Raw genomic sequence first — 25,142 nt, forward strand, 5'->3', positions numbered from 1 at the left:
AAACATATAGTTATTATGAAAACAACAATTTTAAATATCATTCTTTTTTTATCTTTTAATGTCGCTCTTTCACAAACAAAAACTCAAGTTACAGTTTCAAATGGAGATGGTTGGTATCGAATTATAGAAGGTTCTTGGCAAGGAAGTGATATGATAAAAATATCTGAAATATCCGGAAGCAATATAGCAACCAATCTTACTATGCATGTATCATTAATGGCATATGGACAAGGAGGTTCTATCAATATTGTTAATAATTCATTCTATAATTCAAATCATGTTAAAGAAATAAGAGGAGGAACAAGTAATGGAAAGTATGTCTTGGATGTTTATCTGGAAGGAGTTAATAATCCAACAAATATGTCTATTACGACAAACATTATAACCCCCTTAACCACTCCTATTTACAACCCTATAGACAATATAACCGGAAAAATAACAATTTCAGGAAAAATTATAGGAACTCAAAGTACTAGGTATCCTATTTATTTTTCAAATAATGTAGGAATAGGTACAGTAAATACAGGCGGTTGGGAATTAGCTGTTAATGGAAAAATAAGAGCGAAAGAAATAAAAGTAGAAACAGGTTGGGCAGATTTTGTTTTCGAAAACACATACAATCTACCAACACTAAAAGACGTAGAACAACACATAAAAGAAAAAGGCCATTTAAAAGACATTCCTTCTGCCAAAGAAGTAGCTGAAAATGGTATTTTTTTAGGAGAAATGGATTCTAAGTTGTTGCAAAAAATAGAAGAATTAACCCTATATACCATCAATCAAGAAAAGCGCATAGAAAGTTTAGAATCTAAAAATGAAACCCTTATTTTGTTAGTTGAAAAACTGTTAGAAAAAGCAAGTGAAGAATAAAACGAAAACATATGCATTATTAGCTTTGGTTTTAGGCATTTGGGGCATCATAGGATATAGAATAGTGTCTACGATAAATCCATCTGCTCCGGACGTTGTTCAGCAAGTTTTTGAAGTATCCTTTAATCCTAAAACAAATACAAAAGTAGATACCTTTTCTATTCAAGTGGTGAATAGAGACCCTTTTTTGGGTACCTTATTAGTAAAAAAGAAACCCAATAAAACGGTTAAAAGACCGACACAACCAAAAGTTGTTTGGCTACCAGTTTTATACCATGGCAGTATTTCAAAACAAAACACAAAAGCGAAAGTGTTCATTGTTTCAATTAATGGACAACAAAATCTTATGAAAATAGGGCAAACCATTAATGACGTTAAGTTAATAAAGGGAAATAACAACAGTATAACGGTAACCTATAAAAGAGCAAGAAAAACCATTCAGAAAACATGATGTTTTTAAAATTAAAAGCAGGCGCCTTACAACTTACTATGTTTGTTGTGGTAGTTATAGCTTTGTTGCTAGCAGTTTTTATCATTTTAATACATACCCATAAAACCTTTAAAATTCAAACTGATTTTATATTAGAAACAGTAAACAATACCGATAAGGGCATTAACTATGCTTTGCAAAATACGTTTCAATTAAATGATACTATTTCGGTTAACTTAAATGATGAAAACTATAAAACATTAAAAATACATCGTGATTATTGGGGGCTTTTTGAAAAAGTAACAACCGTTTCCAATATAAAAACCAATAGCTTTAAAAAAACGGCCTTGGTAGGAGCCGCGCAACAGGAAATTAATAGAACAGCATTATACATAGAAGACAATAACAGGCCTCTCGTATTAGTAGGTAATACCAAAATAAAAGGAGTAGCCTATATCCCAAAACAGGGCATTCGTACAGGAAATATTTCTGGACATTCTTATTATGGAGAGCACCTTATTTATGGTAAAGAAAAAACAAGCACAAAATTACCAGAGCTCCTACCAGAAATACATCAACAGATAAAAACAATAGCCAGCTTATATAAAGGCTTAGACAAGGATCAATTTTTAGATTTAAGTCGAAGCAGAATACAACAAAATTCGTTTTATAAACCATTGCAAATTATCTATGATCCATTAACTATCAACCTTTCGGAAGTATCATTGACAGGGTATATTTTAGTACAATCTGAAACCAAAATTATTGTAGATGCCTCTTCAAATTTAAAAGACGTTGTATTAATAGCTCCGAAAATAGAACTTAGAAATCATGTTGAAGGTGGATTTCAAGCCTTTGCAACCAAAGAAATCACAGTTGGGAAAAATTGTAAATTACAGTATCCAAGTGCCTTAGTTTTAAAAGAAATAAATAACACAACAAAGATAGTAGACAACACAAAAGAAACCCCACTTATTAAAATAAAAAAAGGTTCTAAAATAAAAGGAATTATTACCTATCTGGGAAGCATTAAGAATTATAAATCGCAAGTTTTTATAGATGAAAATGTCACGATCACAGGAGAAGTATATTGCGATCGAAATCTAGAACTATTAGGAAAGGTATATGGCAGTGTGTATACCTCTGGATTTGTTGCCAATCAATCAGGATCTGTATATCAAAATCACATATATAACGGTACCATAGACATTGATAATCTGCCACAAGAATATATCGGGCTTCCATTTAAAAACGCTAAAAAAGGGATTGCAAAATGGCTGTACTAAAAAAAATAAAAGCATCTACCCTAATGGAAACTTTAGTGGCAACAGTGCTCCTGGTAGTAGTATTTATGATAGCCAGTATGATTTTAAATAATTTGTTTTCAAACACGATTAAAAATAACACTAGAAACATCAATGCTCATTTAAATGAACTGCAATACTTATATAAAAATAATAAACTAACGCTACCTTACTATGATGATTTTAAGGCTTGGGAAGTTTCTATCGAATCGGATAACAACAAAGGGCAGGGCATCATAGTATTCGAAGCAAAAAATCCAAAAACAGACAAAACCATTAATAGAAATAGTATTGAACACTAAACATAAAATAGGGGCCTTTACGTTAAGTGAAATGATTATTGTTATCATCATAACAAGCATTATTGTGGGGATGGCATTTTCTGTGCTGACTTTGGTTCAAAGACATATGAGCAGTATTCAGAATAACTTTAATAAAAGTACAGAGCTTGTGAAGTTGGAACAATCGCTGAAGATAGATTTTAATAGATACTCAAAAATTGCATATAATGAGATAGAAGATAAATTGATATTTACTTCAGAAATAGATGCTGTTGTTTATAAGTTTACCAATGACTATATTATTAAAGACCTAGATACTTTTAACCTTTCGCTACAGCATAAAACGGTCTTTTTTGATGGCGATAAAAAACAAAGCGGATTTATAGATGCCATTAGATTAGAGACCACTAAAGCGCTACAAAATCAGCAACTTTTTATATTTAAACAAAATGATGCAGCACAATACATGAATTAATGGCATTTCAGTTAGACAACATATCAAAACAAGCTTCAGAAAAAAAAGAAACAACAGATAGCCTTTCTTTTCTAAAAAAGGAAATCACATTCTTTAAAAGTGCTTTTTCAAATAAAATAAAAGAAGACTTTTATACTGAGATGGGGGTGTTGTTAAAAGCAGGAGTATCATTAAAAGATGGCTTAGAGTTAATTCAAAACTCACAGAAAAAGCAACAAAATAAAGACATCATAAAAAAGATCTCACAGGATATAGTTTCTGGGAAAACGCTATCGGACGCATTAAGCACAGACAAACAATTTACGAGCTATGAATACTATTCCATTAAAATAGGAGAAGAAACAGGCACTTTGGCCCAGGTTAGCGAACAATTAGGAAGTTTCTTTGCAAGAAAGAATGAACAGCGAAGAAACCTCATTAGTGCTTTAACCTATCCAATAATTATATTAAGTACCGCTGTTTTAGTGGTTGTGTTTATGTTGCAATATGTGGTGCCTATGTTTCAAGATATCTTTAAGCAGCAAGGTGTGGATCTGCCAAACATAACTAAATTTATAATTAAGGTCTCTGAGTTTTTAAGTAGTTATGGTTGGATTATTCTTATAACATTTATAGGTATTGTATTTTCACAATCCTACCTAAATAAAAAGAAGCGAATAAAACAGATAAAAGATAAATTAATCTTAAGAACACCCTTTATTGGTAACTTTGTTAAAACAGTATATTTATCACAATTTACTCAAGCTGTTTCATTACTCACTGCTTCTAAAGTTCCAGTAGTTAATAGCATACAACTTGTGAAACAGATGATTAATTTTTATCCACTACAACATGCTTTAGAAATAGTCGAACAACACATCCTAAAAGGGGAGTCTCTTAGTGAAAGCTTAAATAACCATAGGCTGTTTGATGATAAAATGATAGCACTTGTAAAAGTGGCAGAAGAAACCAATCAAACTGAATATATTTTTGATAGACTCAATATGCAATACAATACCCAAGTACAACAGCAATCTAAAATGCTATCAACTGTTATGGAGCCCTTTATTATATTAATTGTAGGTATCTTGGTTGGTGTTATTTTAATAGCCATGTACTTACCAATGTTTAAATTGAGTAGCGTTATGGGATAAAAATGAATATTTAAAATCAATCTATTTTCTGAAAGAAATGTGAAGAGGAATCTAATAATTATAAATTTTTTTGACGTTCATTTATTCAACCTGTAGATGATATGATAAAAAAATATTTACTGCAATAAAAAATATTAAAGAGAGTTATTTAAGTGAGCTTAATAATGGTAATCAAAAACGTAAATTGATATACCAGGTTTTTTTGAAATAAGCAGTTAAAAGTGAAAGTTTTTGAGGCAAAATATACTCCATAATATTATAATTATGGAGAAAGATTATACCTAAAATGGTATAGTTTTAACTAACATGGGGGGTGCTAGTAAACATCCTCATTATGAACTAATCATACAATAAGTGATTTCAAAAAGTATGAAGGGCAATGATATAATTTATCAAAGCTCATTTAGGAAATAAAAAAGTTAGTTTAATTAAAAAATGATAATGCTTAAAAATCTTTTAGTTATAAGTATATTGCTACTGGTATTAACTAGTTGTGATTCCAACGAAATTTATGTATCTCCACAAGGAAATCAAACTAGTTCAGGCACGAAATCAGACCCTTTATCTTTCGTAGCAGGAATAAATCATATTTCTAAACTATTAAAAGAAAAAAGACTTCCCAAAGATGGTATAAAAATCAATGTATTAGGAGGTGTTTATCAATTTGATAGACCAATAGTATTGAGCAAAGAATTTAAAGGAACCAGAGAAGCACCAATAACTATTCAGGCAGTAGTAGGAGAAAATGTTTTGTTTGACGGAAGTATGCTAATTGATTCAGAAAAATTTAATACAATCAAAAACAGGAAAAAAACTCCATTAACTAAGTCGGCGATTGATAAAATAATGGTGGCAGATGGGTTTTTGACTTTAGAAGGAACAAGTTTTGTGAAAGTGATTGGATTATCCGTTAAAAATGTGGGAAGTGGGAGTGTTTATAAAATCACAGGAGATCATAACTTAATAGCATCAGCTAAAATATCAAATTCTACTGCAATAGGAGTTGATGTCTCAGGTAATAGTAATAGAGTAAAAGGATGTGATTTAATTGATTTGGATACTCATGTAAAATTGGATGGAGGCGTAAGATCCCCAAATGAGATTATACCAGGTTATAATGTTGTTGAAAATTGCCATATTTATCAAAATAATTTCAAACACAAAAAGGTAAATATCACCTTAAAAGGTGTTAGTAATACTTTTAGAAATAACCTAATTCATAATTCCTTAGGACGGTCTATGGTTGTAAAAGGTAATGATCATATTATTGAATATAATGAATTATTTAATATTGGTTTTGATGAAGGAGATGGTGGAGCTATTTATTCTGGGGGGGATTTAGGAGGGTTTGGAAATATATATCGTTACAATTTTTTCCATCATCTAATACCTATTTCTGATAAAGTAGAATGTGCCGGTTTACACTTGGATGATGGTCAATCTGGGGCAACCTGTGTAGGTAATGTTTTTTATAAATCTGCTTCGAAAGGAATTTCTATGTGTGGAGGGGCCGGTCATACTTTAAAAGAAAATGTTTTTTTAGAAGGAGACCGAGGTGCTTATTTTGCTACAAGTCTGGGGAATGAGATATTTCAAATTCAAAAAGAAATAAAAGCTGACCTTAATCATCCTCGTCGAGGAACTAAAGAAGATTATATAGGTAGAGTTGAGGCTTACACAGGCGAAAAAGGTTGGGCTAACTCACCTTGGAAAGAAAAATACCCTCTTATGAATACCATATTAAGTGATACTTTGAAGTTTGGTCGTTTTTGGCCGATTCACCATACCATTGAAAATAATTTTTATTACAACAATAAAAAATCTTTCGATGAGATAATTGATTATCGTGTAGATTCTATAGTTGTTACAAAATCAAGTATAAAAAACAATAAATGTGTTTCTATGAATGATTTTGTGGATTATGAAAACATGAGCTTTAAGTTTAAAAATGAAATGAAATATCCGAATATTCCATTTGATGAAATTGGATTATATATAGATGAATACAGAAGTGAAATGCCTAAAAAAGAGCATTATAGAAAAGCAATTAAACGTTTCTATGAAGGGATTTCAAATGGTGATTCAGGAGTAAAAAAACGTTTTAATTCTGCTAAAATTGTAGAAGAATAAAAGAGAAAAACGAAATATTGTTTTCAAATAATAGCAGGCAATTCGTAATAATTTATCAGGACACAGTTACAAATTTTAATTATGGCTTTTGACTTCTGGAGGCCAGATAGATTCCTGTATCAGTGAAGAAAAGAAATAATACTTTTTTTGAGGTGAAAATATCTTTGGAATTCCACAAATAGAAAAGGCTTTTTTCGTCTTCCGAAATGATAAAAAGTTTCATTTGGAGGCTAAAATAATAGGCAAACAAAATTATATCGTGCTATCTGTCCTATTGAATGAAGAATTCCTAAATTCCAGTGTTTTACTATTACAAGAAATTTATAATGAGATTGTTGTGTTTTAGTTTGTTTTACCATTAAATTATATATATTTGCCATGTAAAATAAAACGAGGAATTATTTTTATTTACAGTTGTTTTTTTGTCTATAAAGGTTGATTAATATAGTCAGGTAAAAGATAAAAAACATGTATTTCAACGATGATTTATAACGTTTCATGGATGTTTTTTTATGAATAATGGCATCTTTTTTTTGTAACCTCGCTTTTTTTAATACATTTGTGTCCCGATGACAGTACTAAATAAAAGAATATTAACCTCTATCTTATTTGTATTAATAAGCTTTGTGTGCGTTGCTCAAGACCCTCCTCCTCCAGGACCACCAGCGCCTATAGGTCTTCCTATAGACGGAGGCGTATTGCTTGGTGTAATTTTTGCCTTATTTTATGGGGTTAGAAAATTAATGATTAATAATAAAAAGTAATCATTGTCGCTAATTCTCTTTATTTAAGTCTACTAGCTTAGCAACGTATTTTCCTAAAACATCAAATTCTAAATTTACAATAGTACCTGCTTTAAAGGTGTTAAAATTAGTATGTTCATATGTATATGGTATAATAGCTACACTAAAGCTATCTTTTTTTGAATTCACTACGGTTAAACTAGTGCCATTAATAGTTATAGATCCTTTTTCGATAGTAATATTATTAAGTGACGTATCGTAAGTAAAAGTAAATATCCAACTGCCGTTTGCTTCTTCTATATTTGTGCAAGTTGCCGTTTGATCAACATGCCCCTGTACAATATGCCCATCAAGTCTATCGCCTAATTTCATAGCGCGCTCCAGATTTACTTTATCATTAAGTTTCAAAGTATTTAGGCTTGTTTTATCTAATGTTTCCTTTATAGCAGTAACGGTATATTCATCATTATTGATATTAACTACAGTTAAGCATACGCCATTATGAGCAACACTTTGATCAATCTTTAATTCAGTTGTTATATTGCTTTTAATGGATATATGAAGGTTATCCAATTCTTCTTTTAAATTAGAAACGATGCCTATATCTTCAATAATTCCTGTAAACATATTATTCTCTGTTTATTTGGTTAAATTTGCCATGCTGAATGAAATTCAAAATTACAAACAAAAGTTGTTATTTTAATGATACAAAAAGAAAATATAATAGTAGGAATATCCATAGGAGATTTAAACGGTATAGGTGGAGAAATAGTTTTAAAAACATTTGAAGATGCAAGGATTTTAGATTTTTGTACTCCGGTAATTTTTGCCTCAGCAAAAACCATGAATTTTTTTAAAACTCATTTTAAATCTGGTATCAATTTTCATAACATTAGCAATATAAATCAATTAGCCAAAGGGAAAGTTAATGTATTTAACTGTTGGAATGATCCTGTAAAAATTGAATTTGGAAAAGAAGATGTTAAAATAGGTGAGTATGCTATAAAATCTTTAGAAGCAGCAACAAAAGCGCTAAAAAATAATGATGTTCATGTTTTAGTTACAGCACCAATAAATAAGCATAATATTCAATCAGAAGACTTTAAATTTCCAGGACACACGGATTATTTAGCACAACAATTAGATGGGGAAAGTTTAATGTTTATGGTAACGGAATCATTAAGAGTTGGGTTATTAACAGATCATGTGCCCGTAAAAGACATTGTTGAACACATTTCCGAGGATTTGATTATAAAAAAAATAAATACGGTTTATGATTCCCTTAAAAGAGATTTTAAAATAGGTAAACCTAAGATTGCAGTTTTAGGAATTAATCCGCATACTGGTGATAATGGTGTCATTGGTAGTGAAGATGATGTTGTTTTAAGACCTACACTTAAAAAAATTAAAGACGAAGGGAAATTAGTGTATGGGCCATATGCGGCTGATAGCTTTTTTGGGTCTGATAATTATAAAAATTTTGATGCAATAATTGCCACATATCACGATCAGGGTTTAATTCCTTTTAAAACATTATCTTTTGGTCAAGGTGTTAATTTTACAGCAGGATTAAATAAAGTAAGAACTTCTCCAGATCATGGTACAGCTTATGAAATAGCAGGAAAAGGAAAGGCCGATTCAAGTTCATTTAAAGAAGCCGTTTTTACAGCATTACAGATATACAGGAATAGATTTGATTATGAAGAACTTATCTCAAATCCGCTGAAAAAAGCAAACAAATAGATATAAACAAAAAAATGTTTATAAGTAATGTTGCATAAATAAAAATTCATATATTTGCAGGCTCAAAATAGATGAGAGAATGAAGCCATTGAAAGCGTTTATAATTCCTTTTGTAGGGTTAAAAATAGGAAAGCATCTTTTTGAGTACAAAATAGAACAGGCGTTCTTTGAACATTTTGAGTATGAAGAGTTTAATGATGTGAACATCAACATCAATGTTGAGCTAGAAAAAAAGGCAACATTACTTGAGTTACACTTTAAAGTTTCAGGCTGGGTTAATGTTAATTGCGACTTAACAAACGAACCATATAATCAATCTATAGAAAACGAGTTTGATTTAGTAGTGAAGTTTGGAGATGAGTACAATGATGAGCATGTTGATATTTTAATAGTACCTCACGGGACTTACGAAATTAATATACAACAATATATTTATGAATTGGTTGTGCTTGCAGTACCTACCAAAAGAGTACATCCAGGCGTTGAAGATGGAACATTACATTCAGACATACTTAAAAAATTAGAAGAATTAAGCCCAAAGCTTAAAGAAGATAAAGAAAAAGAGGATATAGATCCTCGTTGGAATACATTAAAAAAACTATTAACGGATAAATAAAGATAGAAAATGGCACATCCTAAGAGAAAAATCTCAAAAACAAGAAGAGATAAGAGAAGAACTCATTACAAAGCAACTGCGCCACAAATTGCTACTTGCCCAACAACAGGTGAACCTCATTTATACCATAGAGCTCACTGGTTTGAAGGAAAATTGTATTACAGAGGTCAAGTATTAATTGACAACTCAGAAGTAGAAAACGTAGCATAAATAGTATGCATGCATATAATAAAACGCTCACATGTGAGCGTTTTTTTTTATGAAGTGTTTTTTCTAAGACAAAAACAATTAATTTGTGTGTTATTAAACTAAAATTTAGTAGTTTTCACCAAAATTTGAACGTTTTTGTCCAATTTTAATGATTTTTTGGTCGAATTAACTATAAAGTTATGAGTAAAATTTCAGCAGCAATTACAGCTGTAGGTGCGTATGTACCAGAATATGTGTTAACTAATCAAATTCTTGAGACCATGGTTGACACAAATGACGAGTGGATTACCTCTCGTACAGGAATTAAAGAGCGTAGAATTCTTAAAGACGAAGGAAAAGGGACTTCTTATTTAGCCATCCAGGCTGCTCAAGACCTTATTAATAAAAAAGGCATTGATCCCAAAGATATAGAACTTATTATTGTTGCCACAGCAACACCAGATATGAAAGCGGCATCAACTGCAGCCTATACAGCATCTAATATTGGAGCTGTTAACGCTTTCTCGTTCGATATGGACGCGGCATGCTCTAGCTTTTTATTTGGAATGTCTGTAGCAGCGAGTTATATAGAATCTGGCAGGTATAAAAATGTGTTATTAATAGGAGCAGATAAAATGTCTTCCATTATTAATTATGAAGACAGAGCTACTTGTATCATTTTTGGTGATGGAGCCGGTGCTGTTTTGTTTGAACCTAATGAGGAAAATTTGGGACTTCAAGATGAATATTTAAGAAGTGATGGTACAGGTAGAGAGTTTCTACAAGCCACTTATGGAGGGTCTTCATTTCCGTTAACGTCAGAATCTATGGAAAAAGGGGGGCAATATGCGTTTCAAGAAGGAAGAACGGTGTTTAAGAATGCGGTATTTAATATGGCAGATGCAACTGTTAAAATATTAGAACGTAATAACTTAACGAAAGATACAGTTTCCTGGCTAGCAGCGCATCAAGCAAATAAACGAATTATTGATGCTACAGCACAACGTATAGAATTAGAAGAAGAAAAGGTAATGATGAATATAGAGAAGTATGGAAATACTACATCTGCTACTTTACCATTGCTTTTAAACGATTACGAATCGAAACTTAAAAAAGGAGATAATATAATATTTGCCGCTTTTGGAGGCGGATTTAATTGGGGGTCTATTTATTTAAAATGGGCATATAATTCAAACTAACCACTAACTAATTGCAAAAATTATGGATATAAAAGAGATTCAAAACTTAATCAAGTTTGTAGCCAAGTCTGGTGCAAGTGAGGTTAAATTAGAGATGGATGATATTAAAATCACCATAAAGACAGGATCAGAATCAGATACAACTATCGTACATCAGGTGCCTGCAACTCATATACCTCAAGCAGCTCCAATTGCTGCACAACCCGTAGCAACAGAAGCTGCACCTACTAAAGCAAGCGAACCAGCTGCTACAGAAGATTCAAAATATATTACAATTAAGTCGCCAATTATTGGTACTTTTTATAGAAAACCATCACCAGATAAACCTTTATTTGTTGAGGTTGGACAAACCATTGCTGAAGGAGATGTATTATGCATTATTGAAGCAATGAAACTTTTCAACGAAATTGAATCAGAAGTTTCAGGAAAAATTGTTAAAATATTAGTTGATGATTCTTCACCTGTAGAATTTGATCAGCCACTATTTTTAGTAGACCCGTCATAACCTATTAAAAATTCCAATATACAAATCTCGAAATCCAATGTTTGGAATTTGGCGATTGGAATTTGTAATTTTTAATTCAACAAGTTATGTTCAAAAAAATATTAATAGCCAATAGAGGTGAAATAGCATTACGTGTTATAAGAACCTGTAAAGAGATGGGTATCAAAACGGTAGCTGTTTATTCAACTGCTGATGAGGAAAGTTTACATGTTAAATTTGCAGATGAAGCTGTTTGTATAGGTCCACCATCAAGTAGTGAATCCTATTTAAAAATGTCTAATGTTATAGCGGCAGCAGAAATTACAAATGCTGATGCGATTCATCCAGGATATGGTTTTTTATCTGAAAATGCTAAGTTTTCAAAAATCTGTGAAGAACACGGCATAAAGTTTATAGGAGCCTCTCCAGAGATGATTGATAGAATGGGAGATAAAGCGAATGCTAAAGCGACTATGAAAGCTGCAGGTGTGCCATGTGTTCCAGGAAGTGATGGGATTATAGAGACCTTTGAAGATTGTGAAAAAATAGCTGTAGAAACAGGTTACCCAGTCATGTTAAAAGCATCTGCTGGTGGTGGTGGAAAAGGAATGCGTGCCGTGTGGAAACCAGAAGATTTAAAAGATGCATGGGATTCTGCTAGACAAGAAAGTAAAGCAGCATTTGGAAATGACGATATGTACATGGAAAAGCTTATTGAAGAGCCTAGACATATCGAAATTCAGATTGTTGGAGATTCTAGAGGTAAAGCCTGTCATTTATCAGAAAGAGACTGTTCCGTACAACGTCGTCATCAAAAACTAACAGAAGAAACACCATCTCCCTTCATGACAAAAAAACTTCGTGATGATATGGGAACAGCAGCTGTTAGAGCTGCAGAATATATTAAATACGAAGGCGCAGGGACTGTAGAGTTTCTGGTAGACAAACATCGTAATTTCTATTTTATGGAAATGAATACACGTATTCAGGTAGAGCACCCTATTACGGAACAAGTAATAGATTTCGATCTAATTCGTGAACAAATTTTGGTAGCTGCTGGGGTGCCAATTTCCGGAAAGAATTACACACCTAAGCTACATTCTATAGAATGTCGTATTAATGCAGAGGATCCGTTTAATGGGTTTCGTCCATCGCCAGGTGTTATTACAACGTTACATGCCCCAGGAGGTCACGGAGTACGTTTAGATACACATGTTTATGCCGGTTATGCGATACCACCTAATTACGATTCTATGATTGCTAAATTAATTACAACAGCGCAAACTAGAGAAGAGGCCATTAATAAAATGAAGCGAGCTTTAGATGAGTTTGTAATAGAAGGTATTAAAACGACGATTCCATTTCATAGGCAACTTATGGATCATCCAGATTATTTAGCTGGAAACTATACGACTAAGTTTATGGAAGACTTCGTAATAGAAAAAGAAACAACAGAAGAATAAATTATAAACTCCGAAAGCAATTTCGGAGTTTTTTTATGGGGTTTCTTTATTCAAAACAAAAGCTAAGCTATTTTTATACCGAAGTGAGTCAAAGTGTTTCCACACTTAGTATGAAAGCAGTAACTTCGTAAAATGGACTTATCCTATTGGGAAATAAAAAGCTGGTTAACTAATGTCGATTTTACCATTGTAGGTAGTGGTATTGTTGGATTAAACTGCGCTTTAAATTTAAAAGAGCGTTTTCCAAAAGCTAATATTCTGATACTGGAAAAAGGTATTTTACCTCAAGGAGCAAGTACTAAGAATGCTGGATTTGCTTGCTTTGGCAGCTTGAGTGAAATTCTTGATGATTTAAAGTCGCATACCGAAGCAGACGTTATAGAACTCGTAAAAAAACGAGTTGTTGGATTGCAATTATTACGTAAAACTTTAGGAGACGAAACCATTAACTATAAAGGACTTGGAGGTTATGAGTTGTTTACAAAAGAAAATAGTTTATTAGAAGAATGTCTTTCAAAAAAAGAACATATCAACAAATTGCTTCAACCCATATTTAAGGAAGCTGTTTTTAGTATAAAGCCCAATAGTTTTAAATTTCAGAATATAAAGAGTCAATATATTTTCAATCCATTTGAAGGACAAATTGATACGGGAAAAATGATGTTGTCGTTAACGGGATTAGTGTTAAAAAAAGGGATAAAAATTCTTAATAATATAACTGTTGAAAGTTTTTCAGAAAATATCAATGCAGTAAAAATAAAAACCGATCAATTTGAGTTTTCAACGTCTAAATTATTAATTGCTACTAATGGTTTTGCATCACAATTAATAGACGAAAATGTAACACCGGCTCGTGCACAAGTGCTAATTACAAAGCCTATAAAAAAGCTTCATATACAAGGGACTTTTCATTTAGATAAGGGCTACTATTATTTTAGAAATATTGATGATAGAATTTTACTTGGAGGGGGTAGGCATCTAGATTTTAAAGGAGAAGAAACCATGGAGTTTAACCAAACAGACTTAATTCAAAATAAATTAGAAACACTTTTAAAAATGACTATTTTACCAGAAACTAGTTTTGAAATTGATCATAGGTGGAGTGGTATTATGGGCTTGGGGAATCAGAAAAAGATGGTTGTGAAACAGTTGTCAAATCATGTGTTCTGTGGTGTTCGTTTAGGAGGTATGGGAGTTGCTATTGGGAGTTTAGTTGGAAAGGGTTTAGCAGATTTGGTTTCTGTGTAAAAAGTAATTTTAGAAAATAAACTATTCAAGTTGATAAAGCATTTTTTCAAATTCATATTTAAAATTATACTGTGGTTCATTGTATTATCTGTAGGGCTTGTTTTTCTATATAAATGGGTGCCTGTTCCTGCTACGCCACTTATGATAATAAGATGTTTTGAAACATCAGATGATAAAAAAGAAACACTTTGGAAACATGATTGGGTATCGATTGATAATATTTCCAAGAACTTACAATTGGCAGTTATTTGTAGTGAAGATCAAAACTTTTTAACTCATAAAGGATTTGATATAAAAGCTATTGAAAAAGCTTATGAGAACAATAAAAGAGGTAAAAAACTAAAAGGAGCTAGTACGATAAGCCAGCAAACAGCAAAAAACGTTTTTTTATGGCCGCAACGTAGTTGGTTACGTAAAGGTTTAGAAGCCTATTTTACTTTTTTAATTGAATGGATGTGGTCTAAAGAACGTATTATCGAGGTTTATTTGAATAGTATAGAAATGGGGCACGGGGTTTATGGAGCAGAAGAAGCGTCACAGTATTGGTTTAAAAAATCAGCAAGTAAGTTATCACAATTAGAAGCCGCTGCCATTGCTGCTATTTTGCCAAACCCAAGAGTTTATAAAGCAAACCCGGCTTCAAATTACATTCAAGCCAGAAAGGTTTGGATTGTAAAACAAATGAATTATTTTGGACCATTAGATTATTCTAAGAAAGATGGAAAACGCCTTAAAAATTAAAGAAGATCTTTATTTGCAATGTTTGGATATTATAAATGGAAGGCTTCAAACTGTGCAGAATACCATAAACGAAATTCAGGTTTCATTAACTTCAGAAACCAAAAGCAGTGCAGGCGATAAACATGAAACGGGACGTGCGATGCTACAGCTAGAACGTGAAAAAGCAGGAAATCAACTGGCAGAGATTCAAAAAATTAAAGAAATTCTATTTAAAATAGATGTTTCAAAAACACTAAAAGTAGTTGGTTTAGGAAGCGTTGTCTACACCTCACAGGCCAATTATTTTATAGCTATTAGCGCTGGGGAGTTAACTATTGATGGAGTTCAGTTTTATGCTATTTCTCCCAGTACGCCTATTGGGGCATTGCTGATTGGGAAAAGCGTTGATGACACGATTGTTTTTAGAGAACAGAAGTTTAAGATTATAAAAATATTTTAAGTTTCATACCTTAAAACTTCGATGTTAAAATATTCGTGAGTAATAATAACGTTTTCAATATATTTTAAATTATTAGACAGTATCGAAAATAATTTTTTCTTTAAGAAACTTTAAAGCCCTATACATCTGTGTATTTACAGTATTAATAGAGATGTCTAATTCATTACTTATTTCCTTGTAACTAAGGTTATTTTCTCTGTTTAATTTAAAAATCAGTTTACATTTTGAGGGAAGTTTTTCAATAAAAAAATCTAATAATTTTTTTATTTCTTCATATTCTATAGATTGATCAGGTCTAATAGGAGTGTTAGCGATTATGGTATAATCTATTTTTGCAATATCTTCTAATAAAACATGTTGTCTTTTTATAGTATTAATACACTTATTGCGTGTGGTTGACAATAAATAGCCTTTAAGAGATGTTTTTAAATGTATTTGTTTTCTCTTTTGCCATAACAGAAAAAAAATATCAGATACAACTTCTTCTGCATCTACTTTATTTAGATAACGTATAGCAAAAGTTAGTAGTATATCATGATATTTCAGGAATATAATATTTAAGAATTCTGTGCTATTCTCTTCTTGAAGCTTTTTAAATAATTCTAAATCTTGGGGCAATTTAGGCATAAACTATTTTCTTCAAAAAAACTAAATAAATAGCATTAAGCCTTAATGCTATTTATTAAATAATTGTTATGGCATTTCTGATTAAAATTTAATCTAGCAAAATGTTTTTTTCTGTTTTTGAAAATGAAAGAAGCTACCATTAGCTCGATAAATTACTTTATTGTTTTCTAAAAAATGAACTTAACATTTATTTAGAATAATCAATGTGTTTCCTGAGTGTTAACTATATTTTTTTATTGTTAAATCAGAAAACAGATGTCATAGTAGTACTACAAATTACTTGTCTTATAGGTGTATGAAATTACAGTAAACCTAAATCAAATAACCTATTTAAATATTATAAAAATGAAAAAAGTAAACAAGATTAAATTAGTAGTATTTTTAGTTGTAAATTTTGTGTTTATAACTGAAAGCGTTGCTCAAGGAGCTAGCAGCATAAACTCTCAACGGAGGTATGATGAAGTTTCATGGTTAATAACACATAACGCTAACAATAATAGGACAGATGGTCCTGGCGGGTTTTTTGGTTGTCTTGGAGGAGGAAATCAGAGTAGAGGAATCCAAAAACAATTAGAAGATGGTATTCGAAATTTTATGGTGGATATATATCGTGTAAATGGCGAACTTAGATTGAAACACGGTAGTCCAAATATGTGTATGATGGATGCTAAGGATTTCAATAATATTATTGGAAATTGGCTGGAAAACCATCCATTAGATATTATTACACTTCATATAGAAAGTGGTCCTAATTTAGGTATATCTGGTTTAAATGATATCTTTTTTGGACGACGAAACGGTTATAAAAATATGTCGCGATTTATTTATAATCATAAAACCTTTGAAAGTGTTAATAGACCAAAGGGCGCAGGCTCTGATGTCTACCCTACAATTCAGGAAATGTTGGATGCAGACAAGCAGCTAGTTATTTTTACTGGGACAAATTATAATAGTGATTTGTATCGATATGAATTTTTGCATACGGCTCAAAATCCGTATCGTGCAGGTCAGGTAAGTGAACTTGCAGACAGAGATAAATTTCGTGTAGAAAGAGGAATAGACCATAAAACAATTCTAACAATTAATCATTTTGCTGGAGATGCTCCAACATACAATGGAGACGTTAATAAATCTAAAGAAGCAAATGCGGGAGTGTGGGTTAAAGCAACAAATGCATGGTATTATTTTGGACACCGCCCTTCTATAGCTGTAGATTACTACAGTCTTTCCAATGGTAGTCTGGCATTGACTCAAATAAATAATTTAAATAAAATAAATGAAGTTAGAGGGAGGTTTATAGACGTTGCAAATCCTAGTAATCATGTAAGGGGTGTTAAAGCATATGTTGCTGAATTTCGAAATGGTTCCTGGGAAAAAGTTAAAGACGTAGCGTATAAAGGTGTAAGAGCAAAATGGCATTTATTCTATTCTTTACCAGCAAGAGTTAATGATAACCGTGCTATATTTTTTGAACACCCTGATTTTACATTTTCTCCTGAATTTATAAATGTAGGTAATTACAAAGGAAATAACAGTGAAACATTTGTTGTAAACATTAATGCAACTAGAAAAAATACATCAAAAATAGATGATGGAAAAACAGTTGAAGGTAATGACAATATATTGATTACTAATTTGGAAACTTTAGAAGATAAAATAATCTTTAATAATAAGACGAATATTGATAGCGTCATAGAAGCTAAATTATATGATTTGTCAGGAAGATTAATTGACACAATGGCTCCAAAAATAATTGAAGGAACCTCAAAGATTGAGTGGAATACAACTAAAAATTTAAAAGGGATTTATGTCATAAAAGAACTTATAGAAGGCGAGTTTTTTGTTAAGAAGATGCTTTTTTATTAGATGGTTATGCCATTTAGTAAGAGAAATTATAAACTAACTAGTTCTAAAAACCAGGGTATTAAATTACTCTGGTTTCTTATTTCTAATGGTTAAAAGTGTTGACATTATTTAAGGTTATACAGTTCAAAAAAGACGGTATGCTTTATAATTAAAAATAAATTCTTAAATATGATTTACGAAGACAATTTTGCCATTTTCAAGTTGAGTATTATGCTCAAAGAATATAATCTTCCCATTCAAATCGGCCTCAATTAGATAATAGAATCCTTTATAATATGAATGTTTTACAATGGTTTTTAAATTGGATTTATCAACAACTTCTAGTTGATTGGCATAGGTGATTTTACCATCTATCTCATTAAATTCTTCAAAAAAAGAAGCTATAAGTTTGTTTTTGGGTTTATTATATAGTTTCTGAGGTGTGTTTTTAGCTATGATTTTTGAATTATGAAGCACAATCATATTATCTGAAAATGACAATACATCATCCTTGTCGTGAGTAGCCACAATACAGGTAATGTTCTTTTTTTTTAAGTATTTGAATAAACTTCTACGTAAAGATTGTTTTTTAAAATTATCAATATGGCTAAAAGGCTCGTCTAATAAAATTATTTCAGGTTGTTTTGCAATAGCTCTGGCTAAAGCTACGCGTTGTTTTTGTCCGCCGCTTAATTCTTTAACTTTTGTCGTTGCAAAAGGCTTTAATTCTACAACATCTAATAGCTCGTTAATGCGATCTTGCTTTTCTTCTGGGTAGAAATTAGATAGAAAGGCACCAATATTTTCAGAAACGGTAATAAAAGGCATCAAGTCGAATTCCTGGGCTACATATTTCATGAATTCTGGACCAATAATTAGATTATATTTAGGCCCTAAAATTTCAATATCGTTCCAAAAAATATGTCCCTCGTATAAATCGTAAGTGCCGTAAAGTAATTTCAGAAGGGTACTTTTACCAGAACCACTTTCTCCTATAATAGAAATGTGTTCTCCCGTTTTAACATTGAAACTAATGTTGTTTAAAACAGCCTGTTTTTTATAGCGAAATGATATGTTTTTTACCTGAAGCATAACCTGTATCGAGGTGCAAAAATAGCATAAAAAATCTCCTCAGGTAAGATTGACGTTTTGTTTATCGATTTTTAATAACTAATACTTATCCGCAATACCAAACAGCGCCTAGTTATTCTGTTATTTTTATATATAACTGTTTAGGATTATGTGGTCTTTACATACCATATCGTCACTTAAACCGTTATTGCTCATTCACAATGTTACTACCAGTTATTTATTCATTAATCGTATCGCAATTTCAATTATTCCAATCGTTAAACACAAAGGTGAAAACCATTTTGAATCTGCTCTTGCAAATTCAGTATTCTTTATCTTCTTAAAAAAACCAACATATCATATTTCTGCTAATTGAAAAATCTGTTCATTCTGTTTTCTGTTAGCCGAAGAAGGCGTTAACCTTAACATTTGATTGCGTAAACCAATTAATATTGGATTTTTAAGATGTGCCATCTTTCCAACGAGCCAACTTGCTTTAACTACTTGATGGGCTTTTGGTAATCTTAGTTTTTGATACTCAGTAAATGCTTTGATAATTTCATATTTGTCTAAACATTCTGAAAGCACAAAAGCATCTTCTATAGCTTGACAGGCACCTTGTCCCATGTTTGGTGTAGTAGCGTGTGCTGCATCTCCGATTAAACAGACATTTTCTTTAAACCAAGTGTTTGTTGGTTTTAAATCTGAAATTTCGGCAGCATTTATTTGTTCTTTTTTCGTCGATTTTATGATGTTTTTAACTATTGAATTGTAACCATTAAAATATAGTTCTAAATCGTTGATAGAGAATTCATTTTTGTTTTTTTTGAATGATTTTAAAGCGTACCAATAAACTCTATTTTCTGCAATTTGAACAAAACCAAAACGGTCTGATTTTCCCCAAGCTTCGTTTAATTCGTTTTTATATTTTATTGGTAAATCGTATTCAGTAATTCCTCTCCAGCATATTTGATTTGCATTTCTTATACTATTGTTTGGAAATATATTTTTTCTAACAATAGAATTTAGTCCGTCTGCTCCTAAAACTGCTGAGGATTGGACTTGTGCATCATTTTCAAATTTCAAATAGTATCCATTTGAGTTTTTTGTAATAGAAGTAAGTTTATGGTTTAGGTTAATTTGGGTAGATTTTAACTTATCAATCAAAATTTGTTGCAATGCTCCTCTGTGAATTGCAATGTTTTTAACATTATGTTTTTGCTCAAAATAAGACAAGTCAATTTTAGAAAGTGGTTTTAGATTGGATTTGGTAATATTCATTGAACAAATTGGATTTCCGTTCTCTTCAATTATTTTCCGCAAACCTAACTTTTCATAAACCTGCATTGCATTATTGGCTAAAATAATTCCAGCTCCAACTGGTTTTATTCGTTCAGCTTGTTCAAATATTCTTGTTTTAATTCCTTTTTGTTCAAGTGCAATTGCAGTAGTTAATCCTCCTATTCCAGCTCCAATAATATCTATATTCATAGTGTTTAATCTAATTGATGGCAACGGTTTTTATTTCGCTTTTGCTAATGCCATTTTCACGGCAAGCCCAGTTAATACAGAAGCCATAAACCATTTTTGTATTCTTAACCAAATTGGTTTTTTCGAGAACCAACTTGCCATTCTAGCAGCAGATATAACAATCAAAAAATTAACTGAAAAACTGATTATTATTTGAATTAAACCGAGTTGAAAACTTTGACTTAAAATCGAGCCATATTCAGGCTTGATAAATTGAGGGAAAAACGAAAGATAAAATACTGCCATCTTTGGATTCAAGATATTAGTCAGAAGTCCAATATTAAAGAGTTTAAGGGGTTTGTCCGTTTTTAGGTTTTGGTCAGCGTCAAAAATTTTGTTTTTTGATTTAACAGTATTATAAGCTAAATATAATAAGTATCCGACTCCAAGAAATTTAACCACTACAAAAGCATAAGGCACAGCAAAAAATATTGCAGTCAGTCCAAAAGACACCATAAGGATATGGAATAAAAATCCACACATTACTCCAAAAAGAGAAATAATCCCAGCTTTTTTTCCCTGCGATAATGATCTTGAAATCAAATAAATCATATTGGGTCCAGGTGAAAGTACCATAATCAATGAGGCTAATCCAAATAGTAGTAAATCGTTAATCGGTATCATATTTTTGTTTTTAGGTCTTTGTTTTTTAACTGTTGAACAACGTGTTCGTGTATGGTTTGTTGCGTGAAAATACGATTAAATTTTCGGATTTAGAGTAGAGCTATTAAAGCCGTTTAAGCTTTATAAAATGGGTTTGAAAAAACATATCCAAACTGTTTTAATAGAGGCTTAGCAAATACGAAATTGCCAAAATGTTAGCCTTTAGAAGCCATTAACTATACACGTCTTAAGTTTACAATCTGTTAATTTTATAAATGAAATATGGTGATTTATCCTATAAATCAAAAGAGAAGATTAATATTTATAGATTTCTTGTTATAAAGGTGCTTATTAAGATGTCTATAGGTGGTGGGTTTTTGCACTTAAATGCATACATTTGCATCATTATGCAGGTAAATGCAACAGTACTTAAATGTTGTAAAATGTTTGTGAAGTCTCGCAAACACTGTAAATAAAAGCAAAGGGGATGTAGCTCAGTTGGCTAGAGCGCTTGACTGGCAGTCAAGAGGTCGTCGGTTCGAATCCGATCTTCTCCACAGTTTATTAAAAAGATCTGACAAATAAGTTTGTCAGATCTTTTACTTATTTGTAGTTCGTTTATCAAAATCATATGAAGATAAAAACATACATTTTTGCATTATTAGCTATCGTTTTATTAGGATGCTCAAAAGACGATAAATCTGTTGAAATTCAGACCGGAAGTATTGTATTGGAAATTGCATTTAAAGATGGTAGTGGTCCTATATTTGATGCTATTGTGTCTATTGAAACTATTTCACAACAAAAAGTTACTGGTGTTGATGGATTAGTAACTTTTGAAAATGTAGAAATAGGAAACTATGAGGTCTCTGTTAGTGTTCCATTTAATGATATTGTTACAAAAGGCAATGTTGTGGTAGAAGTAGGTAAAACCACAAATGGAGTAATTCTCATAGATCATCCCAATGTAGTAACTCCAGAAAAGATTGATATTGATAAGTTACTGAATATTTGTTATCAAAGTTTAGTTTCTGATAATATTTTTGGAGCAAATGGTTATGCTGCATACTGGGGAGATGTTGGAGTAGATGTATTGATGAGTAACACTAATTTTAATTTTCCAACCCGCAAATTGGATACTTATGATTATAGTTCGACCGATAAAATAATAGAAGATATATGGACAAATCATTACCAAGTTATTAGGAAAACGAATATTGGTATTGAAGCGATTGAAACTTCAGAATATGTTACTGAATTGAATACCGATGAAAACATTGCTAAAGCAGAATTCAGCTTTTTAAGAGCGCTTACCTATTTTAACTTGGTCAAGTTATTTGGAAACCCAGTATTAGTTATTTCTACTGAAATACCTTCAGATAACACTTCTGTTGTTCAAGATCCATTAAAAGTTTATGAAGTTATAGAGTCGGATTTAATTTTTGCAGAAAGTAATTTGAGGCAGTCAAACGTAAAGAATAGAGCTTCAGTTTCTGCAGCTCAAGCTTTATTGGGTAAAGTTTATTTACAAATGGCAGGTTTTCCTTTGTTACAAAGTGATAAGTATTTAAAAGCTTTAGAGCAATTTAATAAATTGGAGGGGCTCTATGAGTTAGAAACAAATTATGGTGATATCTTTGATAGTGATAAAACAGCAAATAGTAGTGAGGTAATTTTCTCAATAGATTTTACCATTCCTAATGATCCTAACTTAAAGAGCTGGGATTGGTTCTATTGGGGACCTTTAGAAGTTACAGAACGAGACTTTTTTTTACTAGCACCTAACTTTATTAAAGGTTACTTTAAAAATCCAAATGACTTAGATAACCCTGTGTCATTTCCTCTGAATATTGAAGATAATAGGTTTTTTGAAAATATAGCATCGTTTACAATTCAAAATAATGCTTCTGTAAATGCCGAAGATACTGCAAATTGGCGTCCATATAAATTTAGTGAGAACTACCAAGAAGGTAAATCATTCCAATTACCGTATCTAAGATATGCAGATATACTTTTAATGATAGCTGAAACAGAGAATGCAATTAATGGTGGTCCAACAAGTAAAGCATATGATGCTATTAATAAAGTAAGAAGAAGAGCTTTTGGAAATACAACAAATGATGTAACACCAGGACTTAATCAACAAGACTTTTTAGATGTTTTATTTAAAGAAAGACTTCTGGAATTATGTTTTGAAGGACATCGAAAAGATGATTTAATTAGAATACAGAAATTGGAGAGTGTTATAGAAAACCATAATGCAAGTAATTCCCAAAACATGAAAAACTATCAATCGTATAAACATATTTTACCAATACCCGAATTAGAGATAAATCTTAATTCAGGAGTTTTTCAAAATCCAGGATATTAATTAACCTTGAAAGTTCTTTATATCCATAAACAAGCGCGTAGATTTTATTTTTAATATGGCTGTTGCGCATAATATTCCTGAAAGCATAGCTCCAGAAACACCAACTAAAGTAATGTCTTGTCCAACTAATTTCAGTCCTTTTATTTTTGTTTTTGGCCTTAAAAAAGGAAGTTTAAATCTTTTTGGGGTATGCTCTAAGCCATATATTTCACCATGTTTATAGTTTGAAAAATGCTTTGTAGAAAGCGGTGTAGAAACTTCGGTTTCTATAACATGACCTTTAAGTTGTGGAAATAAATGATAAAGCCTATTAAGCATGGTAGTCTCAAAATCGACTTTTAGTTTTTTATAAGCTAATTCCCGTTTCATCCAGGGTTGATTTTCATATTCAGAAAACCAATTATAATGACCTACAGACATCGCTTGAATAGTCGATTTTTGACTATTTTTAATATCCCATTCGGGATCTTTAGCAGATGGAAATGAAATATACGCAAAATTATTTGGGGCTTCTGAGAGTGTTGCTTTCTCAATTAATTCATCCGTATTTTCATGTGCATAATACCAAACATTGTGCTTGGGTAAATTTAAATCGGCACTAGATTTATTTAACCCAATGTACAAACACATATGACCAGTTGCAGGTTTTACATCTTTTATGTTGAATTTACAATAGTGTTTTGCCTTTTCAGAAAGTAATTGATTGAACGTATTATTTACACCTACATTGCTAATAACACTAGTACAATTTATAACCGTATTGTCCACTTTTATTCCAGTTACTTTGTTATTCTTCGTTATAATTTCTTGTACATTGGCATTAATAAAAACCTTGCTTCCAAGCTTATTTAATACATCTATAGTTTTATAGCTAATCTGGTCGGCACCACCTATTGGATAATAGCCACCTTCCATAAAATGAGAAATAACCATAGCGTGTACTGCAAAACTGCTGTATTTAGGTGAGAGCCCGTAGTTACCACATTGACCACAGAGTACAGCAATTAATAATTTGTTATCTGTAAGTTCGCGTAACACATCACTTGTGGTTTTTTGAGAATACTGTGCGTAGCGTTTTCTAATGATCCACCCTAAAGATTTACTTAACCAAGGTTCAAACACTTTTTCAAAAAAGAATAGTGAGCCACGTTTATTCGCTTTTTCTATTAGAGATATATAGTTGTTAATGACTTGTTCTTCTTTGGGGAAATATTCAATAAGCTGCTTTCTGAAGTTTTCTTTACCAGCTCTAAATTCGTATTTTTTATCTCCAACATATACGACGTCATATACGTCTCCCATAAACTCCCATTTGAGTTTATTATCGGTAATAAAATTGAACATCCCAAGAAGTGATTCTTTTTTATCCAAATTACCAACATAGTGAACACCAACATCCCATTGGAAACCTTGTTTTCTTTTAAAACTATGCGTAAAACCACCTGGAACATAGTGTCGTTCTAATACAGCAACTTTCTTACCAGCTTTAGCCAACCAAGTAGCGGCGGTTAATCCACCAATGCCCGAACCTATAACAATATGATCGTAATTGGAAAAATCAATATTTATAGAAAATGGCTCATAATTTTTTTCAGTCATAGAAAGTT

The 25,142-nt window shown here is 31.5% G+C and carries 25 protein-coding genes and 1 tRNA gene; 20 read left to right on the plus strand and 6 right to left on the minus strand.

Going from position 1 to position 25,142, the window contains the following annotated elements; translation table 11 throughout:
- Positions 1–15: 15 nt before the first annotated feature.
- From Q4Q34_RS07800 to Q4Q34_RS07835, 8 genes are all read left to right on the plus strand, one after another.
- A complete protein-coding gene (locus Q4Q34_RS07800; protein WP_303316699.1) occupies positions 16–870 on the plus strand; it encodes a hypothetical protein in 855 nt (284 codons plus the stop codon).
- Positions 860–1,321 (plus strand): hypothetical protein, encoded by a 462-nt coding sequence (locus Q4Q34_RS07805; RefSeq protein WP_303316700.1) that lies wholly within the window; start codon positions 860–862, stop codon positions 1,319–1,321. Before Q4Q34_RS07800 ends, Q4Q34_RS07805 begins: the two co-directional genes overlap by 11 nt.
- Positions 1,318–2,586: a hypothetical protein gene (locus tag Q4Q34_RS07810; protein WP_303316701.1), complete on the plus strand. Its 1,269-nt coding sequence runs from the start codon at positions 1,318–1,320 to the stop codon at positions 2,584–2,586. The genes Q4Q34_RS07805 and Q4Q34_RS07810 overlap by 4 nt, the downstream gene beginning before the upstream one ends.
- Complete coding sequence (locus tag Q4Q34_RS07815) at positions 2,574–2,906, plus strand: hypothetical protein (protein ID WP_303316702.1); 333 nt, start codon at positions 2,574–2,576, stop codon at positions 2,904–2,906. The genes Q4Q34_RS07810 and Q4Q34_RS07815 overlap by 13 nt, the downstream gene beginning before the upstream one ends.
- A complete protein-coding gene (locus Q4Q34_RS07820) occupies positions 2,896–3,360 on the plus strand; it encodes a prepilin-type N-terminal cleavage/methylation domain-containing protein (RefSeq protein WP_303316703.1) in 465 nt (154 codons plus the stop codon). Before Q4Q34_RS07815 ends, Q4Q34_RS07820 begins: the two co-directional genes overlap by 11 nt.
- Positions 3,360–4,493 (plus strand): type II secretion system F family protein, encoded by a 1,134-nt coding sequence (locus tag Q4Q34_RS07825; protein WP_303316704.1) that lies wholly within the window; start codon positions 3,360–3,362, stop codon positions 4,491–4,493. The genes Q4Q34_RS07820 and Q4Q34_RS07825 overlap by 1 nt, the downstream gene beginning before the upstream one ends.
- Positions 4,494–4,934: 441 nt before the next feature.
- Positions 4,935–6,623 carry a right-handed parallel beta-helix repeat-containing protein gene (locus tag Q4Q34_RS07830; RefSeq protein WP_303316705.1) on the plus strand — a complete coding sequence of 563 codons (1,689 nt, stop codon included), beginning with the start codon at positions 4,935–4,937 and terminating at the stop codon, positions 6,621–6,623.
- Positions 6,624–7,192: 569 nt separating this feature from the next.
- Positions 7,193–7,387, plus strand: coding sequence for a PID-CTERM protein-sorting domain-containing protein (locus Q4Q34_RS07835; protein WP_303316706.1), 195 nt, complete (start codon positions 7,193–7,195; stop codon positions 7,385–7,387).
- A gap of 9 nt (positions 7,388–7,396) precedes the next feature.
- Here Q4Q34_RS07835 and Q4Q34_RS07840 read toward each other — a convergent pair whose 3' ends face one another.
- A complete protein-coding gene (locus Q4Q34_RS07840; RefSeq protein WP_303316707.1) occupies positions 7,397–7,993 on the minus strand; it encodes a riboflavin synthase in 597 nt (198 codons plus the stop codon).
- 75 nt (positions 7,994–8,068) lie between these two features.
- On the opposite strand from Q4Q34_RS07840, the gene pdxA reads away from it, so the two are divergent.
- The 9 genes from pdxA to Q4Q34_RS07885 all read left to right on the plus strand — a co-directional run bounded on the left by pdxA (position 8,069) and on the right by Q4Q34_RS07885 (position 15,488).
- Complete coding sequence (gene pdxA / locus Q4Q34_RS07845; protein ID WP_303316708.1) at positions 8,069–9,109, plus strand: 4-hydroxythreonine-4-phosphate dehydrogenase PdxA; 1,041 nt, start codon at positions 8,069–8,071, stop codon at positions 9,107–9,109.
- Positions 9,110–9,188: 79 nt separating this feature from the next.
- Positions 9,189–9,725 carry a YceD family protein gene (locus Q4Q34_RS07850; protein WP_303316709.1) on the plus strand — a complete coding sequence of 179 codons (537 nt, stop codon included), beginning with the start codon at positions 9,189–9,191 and terminating at the stop codon, positions 9,723–9,725.
- A 9-nt stretch (positions 9,726–9,734) separates the two neighbouring features.
- On the plus strand, positions 9,735–9,935 hold the full coding sequence (rpmF, locus tag Q4Q34_RS07855) for a 50S ribosomal protein L32 (RefSeq protein WP_135877381.1): 201 nt from the start codon (positions 9,735–9,737) through the stop codon (positions 9,933–9,935).
- Between the two features lie 179 nt (positions 9,936–10,114).
- Positions 10,115–11,113 (plus strand): beta-ketoacyl-ACP synthase III, encoded by a 999-nt coding sequence (locus Q4Q34_RS07860; RefSeq protein WP_303316710.1) that lies wholly within the window; start codon positions 10,115–10,117, stop codon positions 11,111–11,113.
- A 22-nt stretch (positions 11,114–11,135) separates the two neighbouring features.
- The gene (gene accB, locus Q4Q34_RS07865) at positions 11,136–11,618 is read left to right on the plus strand and encodes an acetyl-CoA carboxylase biotin carboxyl carrier protein (protein ID WP_303316711.1); all 483 of its coding nucleotides are present in this window, start codon (positions 11,136–11,138) and stop codon (positions 11,616–11,618) included.
- Between the two features lie 86 nt (positions 11,619–11,704).
- Positions 11,705–13,060: an acetyl-CoA carboxylase biotin carboxylase subunit gene (gene accC, locus Q4Q34_RS07870; RefSeq protein WP_303316712.1), complete on the plus strand. Its 1,356-nt coding sequence runs from the start codon at positions 11,705–11,707 to the stop codon at positions 13,058–13,060.
- A 132-nt stretch (positions 13,061–13,192) separates the two neighbouring features.
- Positions 13,193–14,308: an NAD(P)/FAD-dependent oxidoreductase gene (locus tag Q4Q34_RS07875; RefSeq protein WP_303316713.1), complete on the plus strand. Its 1,116-nt coding sequence runs from the start codon at positions 13,193–13,195 to the stop codon at positions 14,306–14,308.
- A gap of 30 nt (positions 14,309–14,338) precedes the next feature.
- Positions 14,339–15,049: a monofunctional biosynthetic peptidoglycan transglycosylase gene (mtgA, locus tag Q4Q34_RS07880; RefSeq protein WP_303316714.1), complete on the plus strand. Its 711-nt coding sequence runs from the start codon at positions 14,339–14,341 to the stop codon at positions 15,047–15,049.
- A complete protein-coding gene (locus Q4Q34_RS07885; RefSeq protein WP_303316715.1) occupies positions 15,027–15,488 on the plus strand; it encodes a GreA/GreB family elongation factor in 462 nt (153 codons plus the stop codon). Before mtgA ends, Q4Q34_RS07885 begins: the two co-directional genes overlap by 23 nt.
- Before the next feature lie 72 nt (positions 15,489–15,560).
- Here Q4Q34_RS07885 and Q4Q34_RS07890 read toward each other — a convergent pair whose 3' ends face one another.
- Positions 15,561–16,115 carry an RNA polymerase sigma-70 factor gene (locus Q4Q34_RS07890; RefSeq protein ID WP_303316716.1) on the minus strand — a complete coding sequence of 185 codons (555 nt, stop codon included), beginning with the start codon at positions 16,113–16,115 and terminating at the stop codon, positions 15,561–15,563.
- A 345-nt stretch (positions 16,116–16,460) separates the two neighbouring features.
- On the opposite strand from Q4Q34_RS07890, the gene Q4Q34_RS07895 reads away from it, so the two are divergent.
- Positions 16,461–17,981: a PI-PLC domain-containing protein gene (locus Q4Q34_RS07895; RefSeq protein ID WP_303316717.1), complete on the plus strand. Its 1,521-nt coding sequence runs from the start codon at positions 16,461–16,463 to the stop codon at positions 17,979–17,981.
- Between the two features lie 162 nt (positions 17,982–18,143).
- Here the strand turns inward: Q4Q34_RS07895 and Q4Q34_RS07900 are convergent, their stop codons facing one another.
- The 3 genes from Q4Q34_RS07900 to Q4Q34_RS07910 form a co-directional block, all read right to left on the minus strand.
- The gene (locus tag Q4Q34_RS07900) at positions 18,144–19,052 is read right to left on the minus strand and encodes an ABC transporter ATP-binding protein (RefSeq protein ID WP_303316718.1); all 909 of its coding nucleotides are present in this window, start codon (positions 19,050–19,052) and stop codon (positions 18,144–18,146) included.
- A gap of 336 nt (positions 19,053–19,388) precedes the next feature.
- Positions 19,389–20,522 carry an FAD-dependent monooxygenase gene (locus Q4Q34_RS07905; protein WP_303316719.1) on the minus strand — a complete coding sequence of 378 codons (1,134 nt, stop codon included), beginning with the start codon at positions 20,520–20,522 and terminating at the stop codon, positions 19,389–19,391.
- 30 nt (positions 20,523–20,552) lie between these two features.
- Positions 20,553–21,185, minus strand: a complete 633-nt coding sequence (locus Q4Q34_RS07910; RefSeq protein ID WP_303316720.1) for a LysE family translocator — start codon at positions 21,183–21,185, stop codon at positions 20,553–20,555.
- Positions 21,186–21,647: 462 nt separating this feature from the next.
- Between Q4Q34_RS07910 and Q4Q34_RS07915 the strand changes: the two genes are divergently transcribed.
- Positions 21,648–21,721, plus strand: a tRNA-Ala gene (locus Q4Q34_RS07915).
- Between the two features lie 74 nt (positions 21,722–21,795).
- Positions 21,796–23,535, plus strand: coding sequence for a RagB/SusD family nutrient uptake outer membrane protein (locus tag Q4Q34_RS07920; protein WP_303316721.1), 1,740 nt, complete (start codon positions 21,796–21,798; stop codon positions 23,533–23,535).
- Here Q4Q34_RS07920 and Q4Q34_RS07925 read toward each other — a convergent pair whose 3' ends face one another.
- A complete protein-coding gene (locus tag Q4Q34_RS07925) occupies positions 23,536–25,134 on the minus strand; it encodes a phytoene desaturase family protein (protein WP_303316722.1) in 1,599 nt (532 codons plus the stop codon).
- Positions 25,135–25,142: the final 8 nt, after the last annotated feature.

The organism is Flavivirga abyssicola (assembly GCF_030540775.2).
GTDB classification, from domain to species: domain Bacteria; phylum Bacteroidota; class Bacteroidia; order Flavobacteriales; family Flavobacteriaceae; genus Flavivirga; species Flavivirga abyssicola.

Coding starts and splice junctions, on each gene's coding strand:
- Q4Q34_RS07800 (WP_303316699.1), top strand. CDS start 16: ATGAAAACAACAATTTTAAATATCATTCTTTTTTTATCTTTTAATGTC.
- Q4Q34_RS07810 (WP_303316701.1), top strand. CDS start 1,318: ATGATGTTTTTAAAATTAAAAGCAGGCGCCTTACAACTTACTATGTTT.
- Q4Q34_RS07815 (WP_303316702.1), top strand. CDS start 2,574: ATGGCTGTACTAAAAAAAATAAAAGCATCTACCCTAATGGAAACTTTA.
- Q4Q34_RS07825 (WP_303316704.1), top strand. CDS start 3,360: ATGGCATTTCAGTTAGACAACATATCAAAACAAGCTTCAGAAAAAAAA.
- Q4Q34_RS07830 (WP_303316705.1), top strand. CDS start 4,935: ATGCTTAAAAATCTTTTAGTTATAAGTATATTGCTACTGGTATTAACT.
- Q4Q34_RS07835 (WP_303316706.1), top strand. CDS start 7,193: ATGACAGTACTAAATAAAAGAATATTAACCTCTATCTTATTTGTATTA.
- Q4Q34_RS07840 (WP_303316707.1), bottom strand. CDS start 7,993: ATGTTTACAGGAATTATTGAAGATATAGGCATCGTTTCTAATTTAAAA.
- pdxA (WP_303316708.1), top strand. CDS start 8,069: ATGATACAAAAAGAAAATATAATAGTAGGAATATCCATAGGAGATTTA.
- Q4Q34_RS07850 (WP_303316709.1), top strand. CDS start 9,189: ATGAAGCCATTGAAAGCGTTTATAATTCCTTTTGTAGGGTTAAAAATA.
- rpmF (WP_135877381.1), top strand. CDS start 9,735: ATGGCACATCCTAAGAGAAAAATCTCAAAAACAAGAAGAGATAAGAGA.
- Q4Q34_RS07860 (WP_303316710.1), top strand. CDS start 10,115: ATGAGTAAAATTTCAGCAGCAATTACAGCTGTAGGTGCGTATGTACCA.
- accB (WP_303316711.1), top strand. CDS start 11,136: ATGGATATAAAAGAGATTCAAAACTTAATCAAGTTTGTAGCCAAGTCT.
- accC (WP_303316712.1), top strand. CDS start 11,705: ATGTTCAAAAAAATATTAATAGCCAATAGAGGTGAAATAGCATTACGT.
- Q4Q34_RS07875 (WP_303316713.1), top strand. CDS start 13,193: ATGGACTTATCCTATTGGGAAATAAAAAGCTGGTTAACTAATGTCGAT.
- Q4Q34_RS07885 (WP_303316715.1), top strand. CDS start 15,027: ATGGAAAACGCCTTAAAAATTAAAGAAGATCTTTATTTGCAATGTTTG.
- Q4Q34_RS07890 (WP_303316716.1), bottom strand. CDS start 16,115: ATGCCTAAATTGCCCCAAGATTTAGAATTATTTAAAAAGCTTCAAGAA.
- Q4Q34_RS07895 (WP_303316717.1), top strand. CDS start 16,461: ATGAAAAAAGTAAACAAGATTAAATTAGTAGTATTTTTAGTTGTAAAT.
- Q4Q34_RS07900 (WP_303316718.1), bottom strand. CDS start 19,052: ATGCTTCAGGTAAAAAACATATCATTTCGCTATAAAAAACAGGCTGTT.
- Q4Q34_RS07905 (WP_303316719.1), bottom strand. CDS start 20,522: ATGAATATAGATATTATTGGAGCTGGAATAGGAGGATTAACTACTGCA.
- Q4Q34_RS07910 (WP_303316720.1), bottom strand. CDS start 21,185: ATGATACCGATTAACGATTTACTACTATTTGGATTAGCCTCATTGATT.
- Q4Q34_RS07920 (WP_303316721.1), top strand. CDS start 21,796: ATGAAGATAAAAACATACATTTTTGCATTATTAGCTATCGTTTTATTA.
- Q4Q34_RS07925 (WP_303316722.1), bottom strand. CDS start 25,134: ATGACTGAAAAAAATTATGAGCCATTTTCTATAAATATTGATTTTTCC.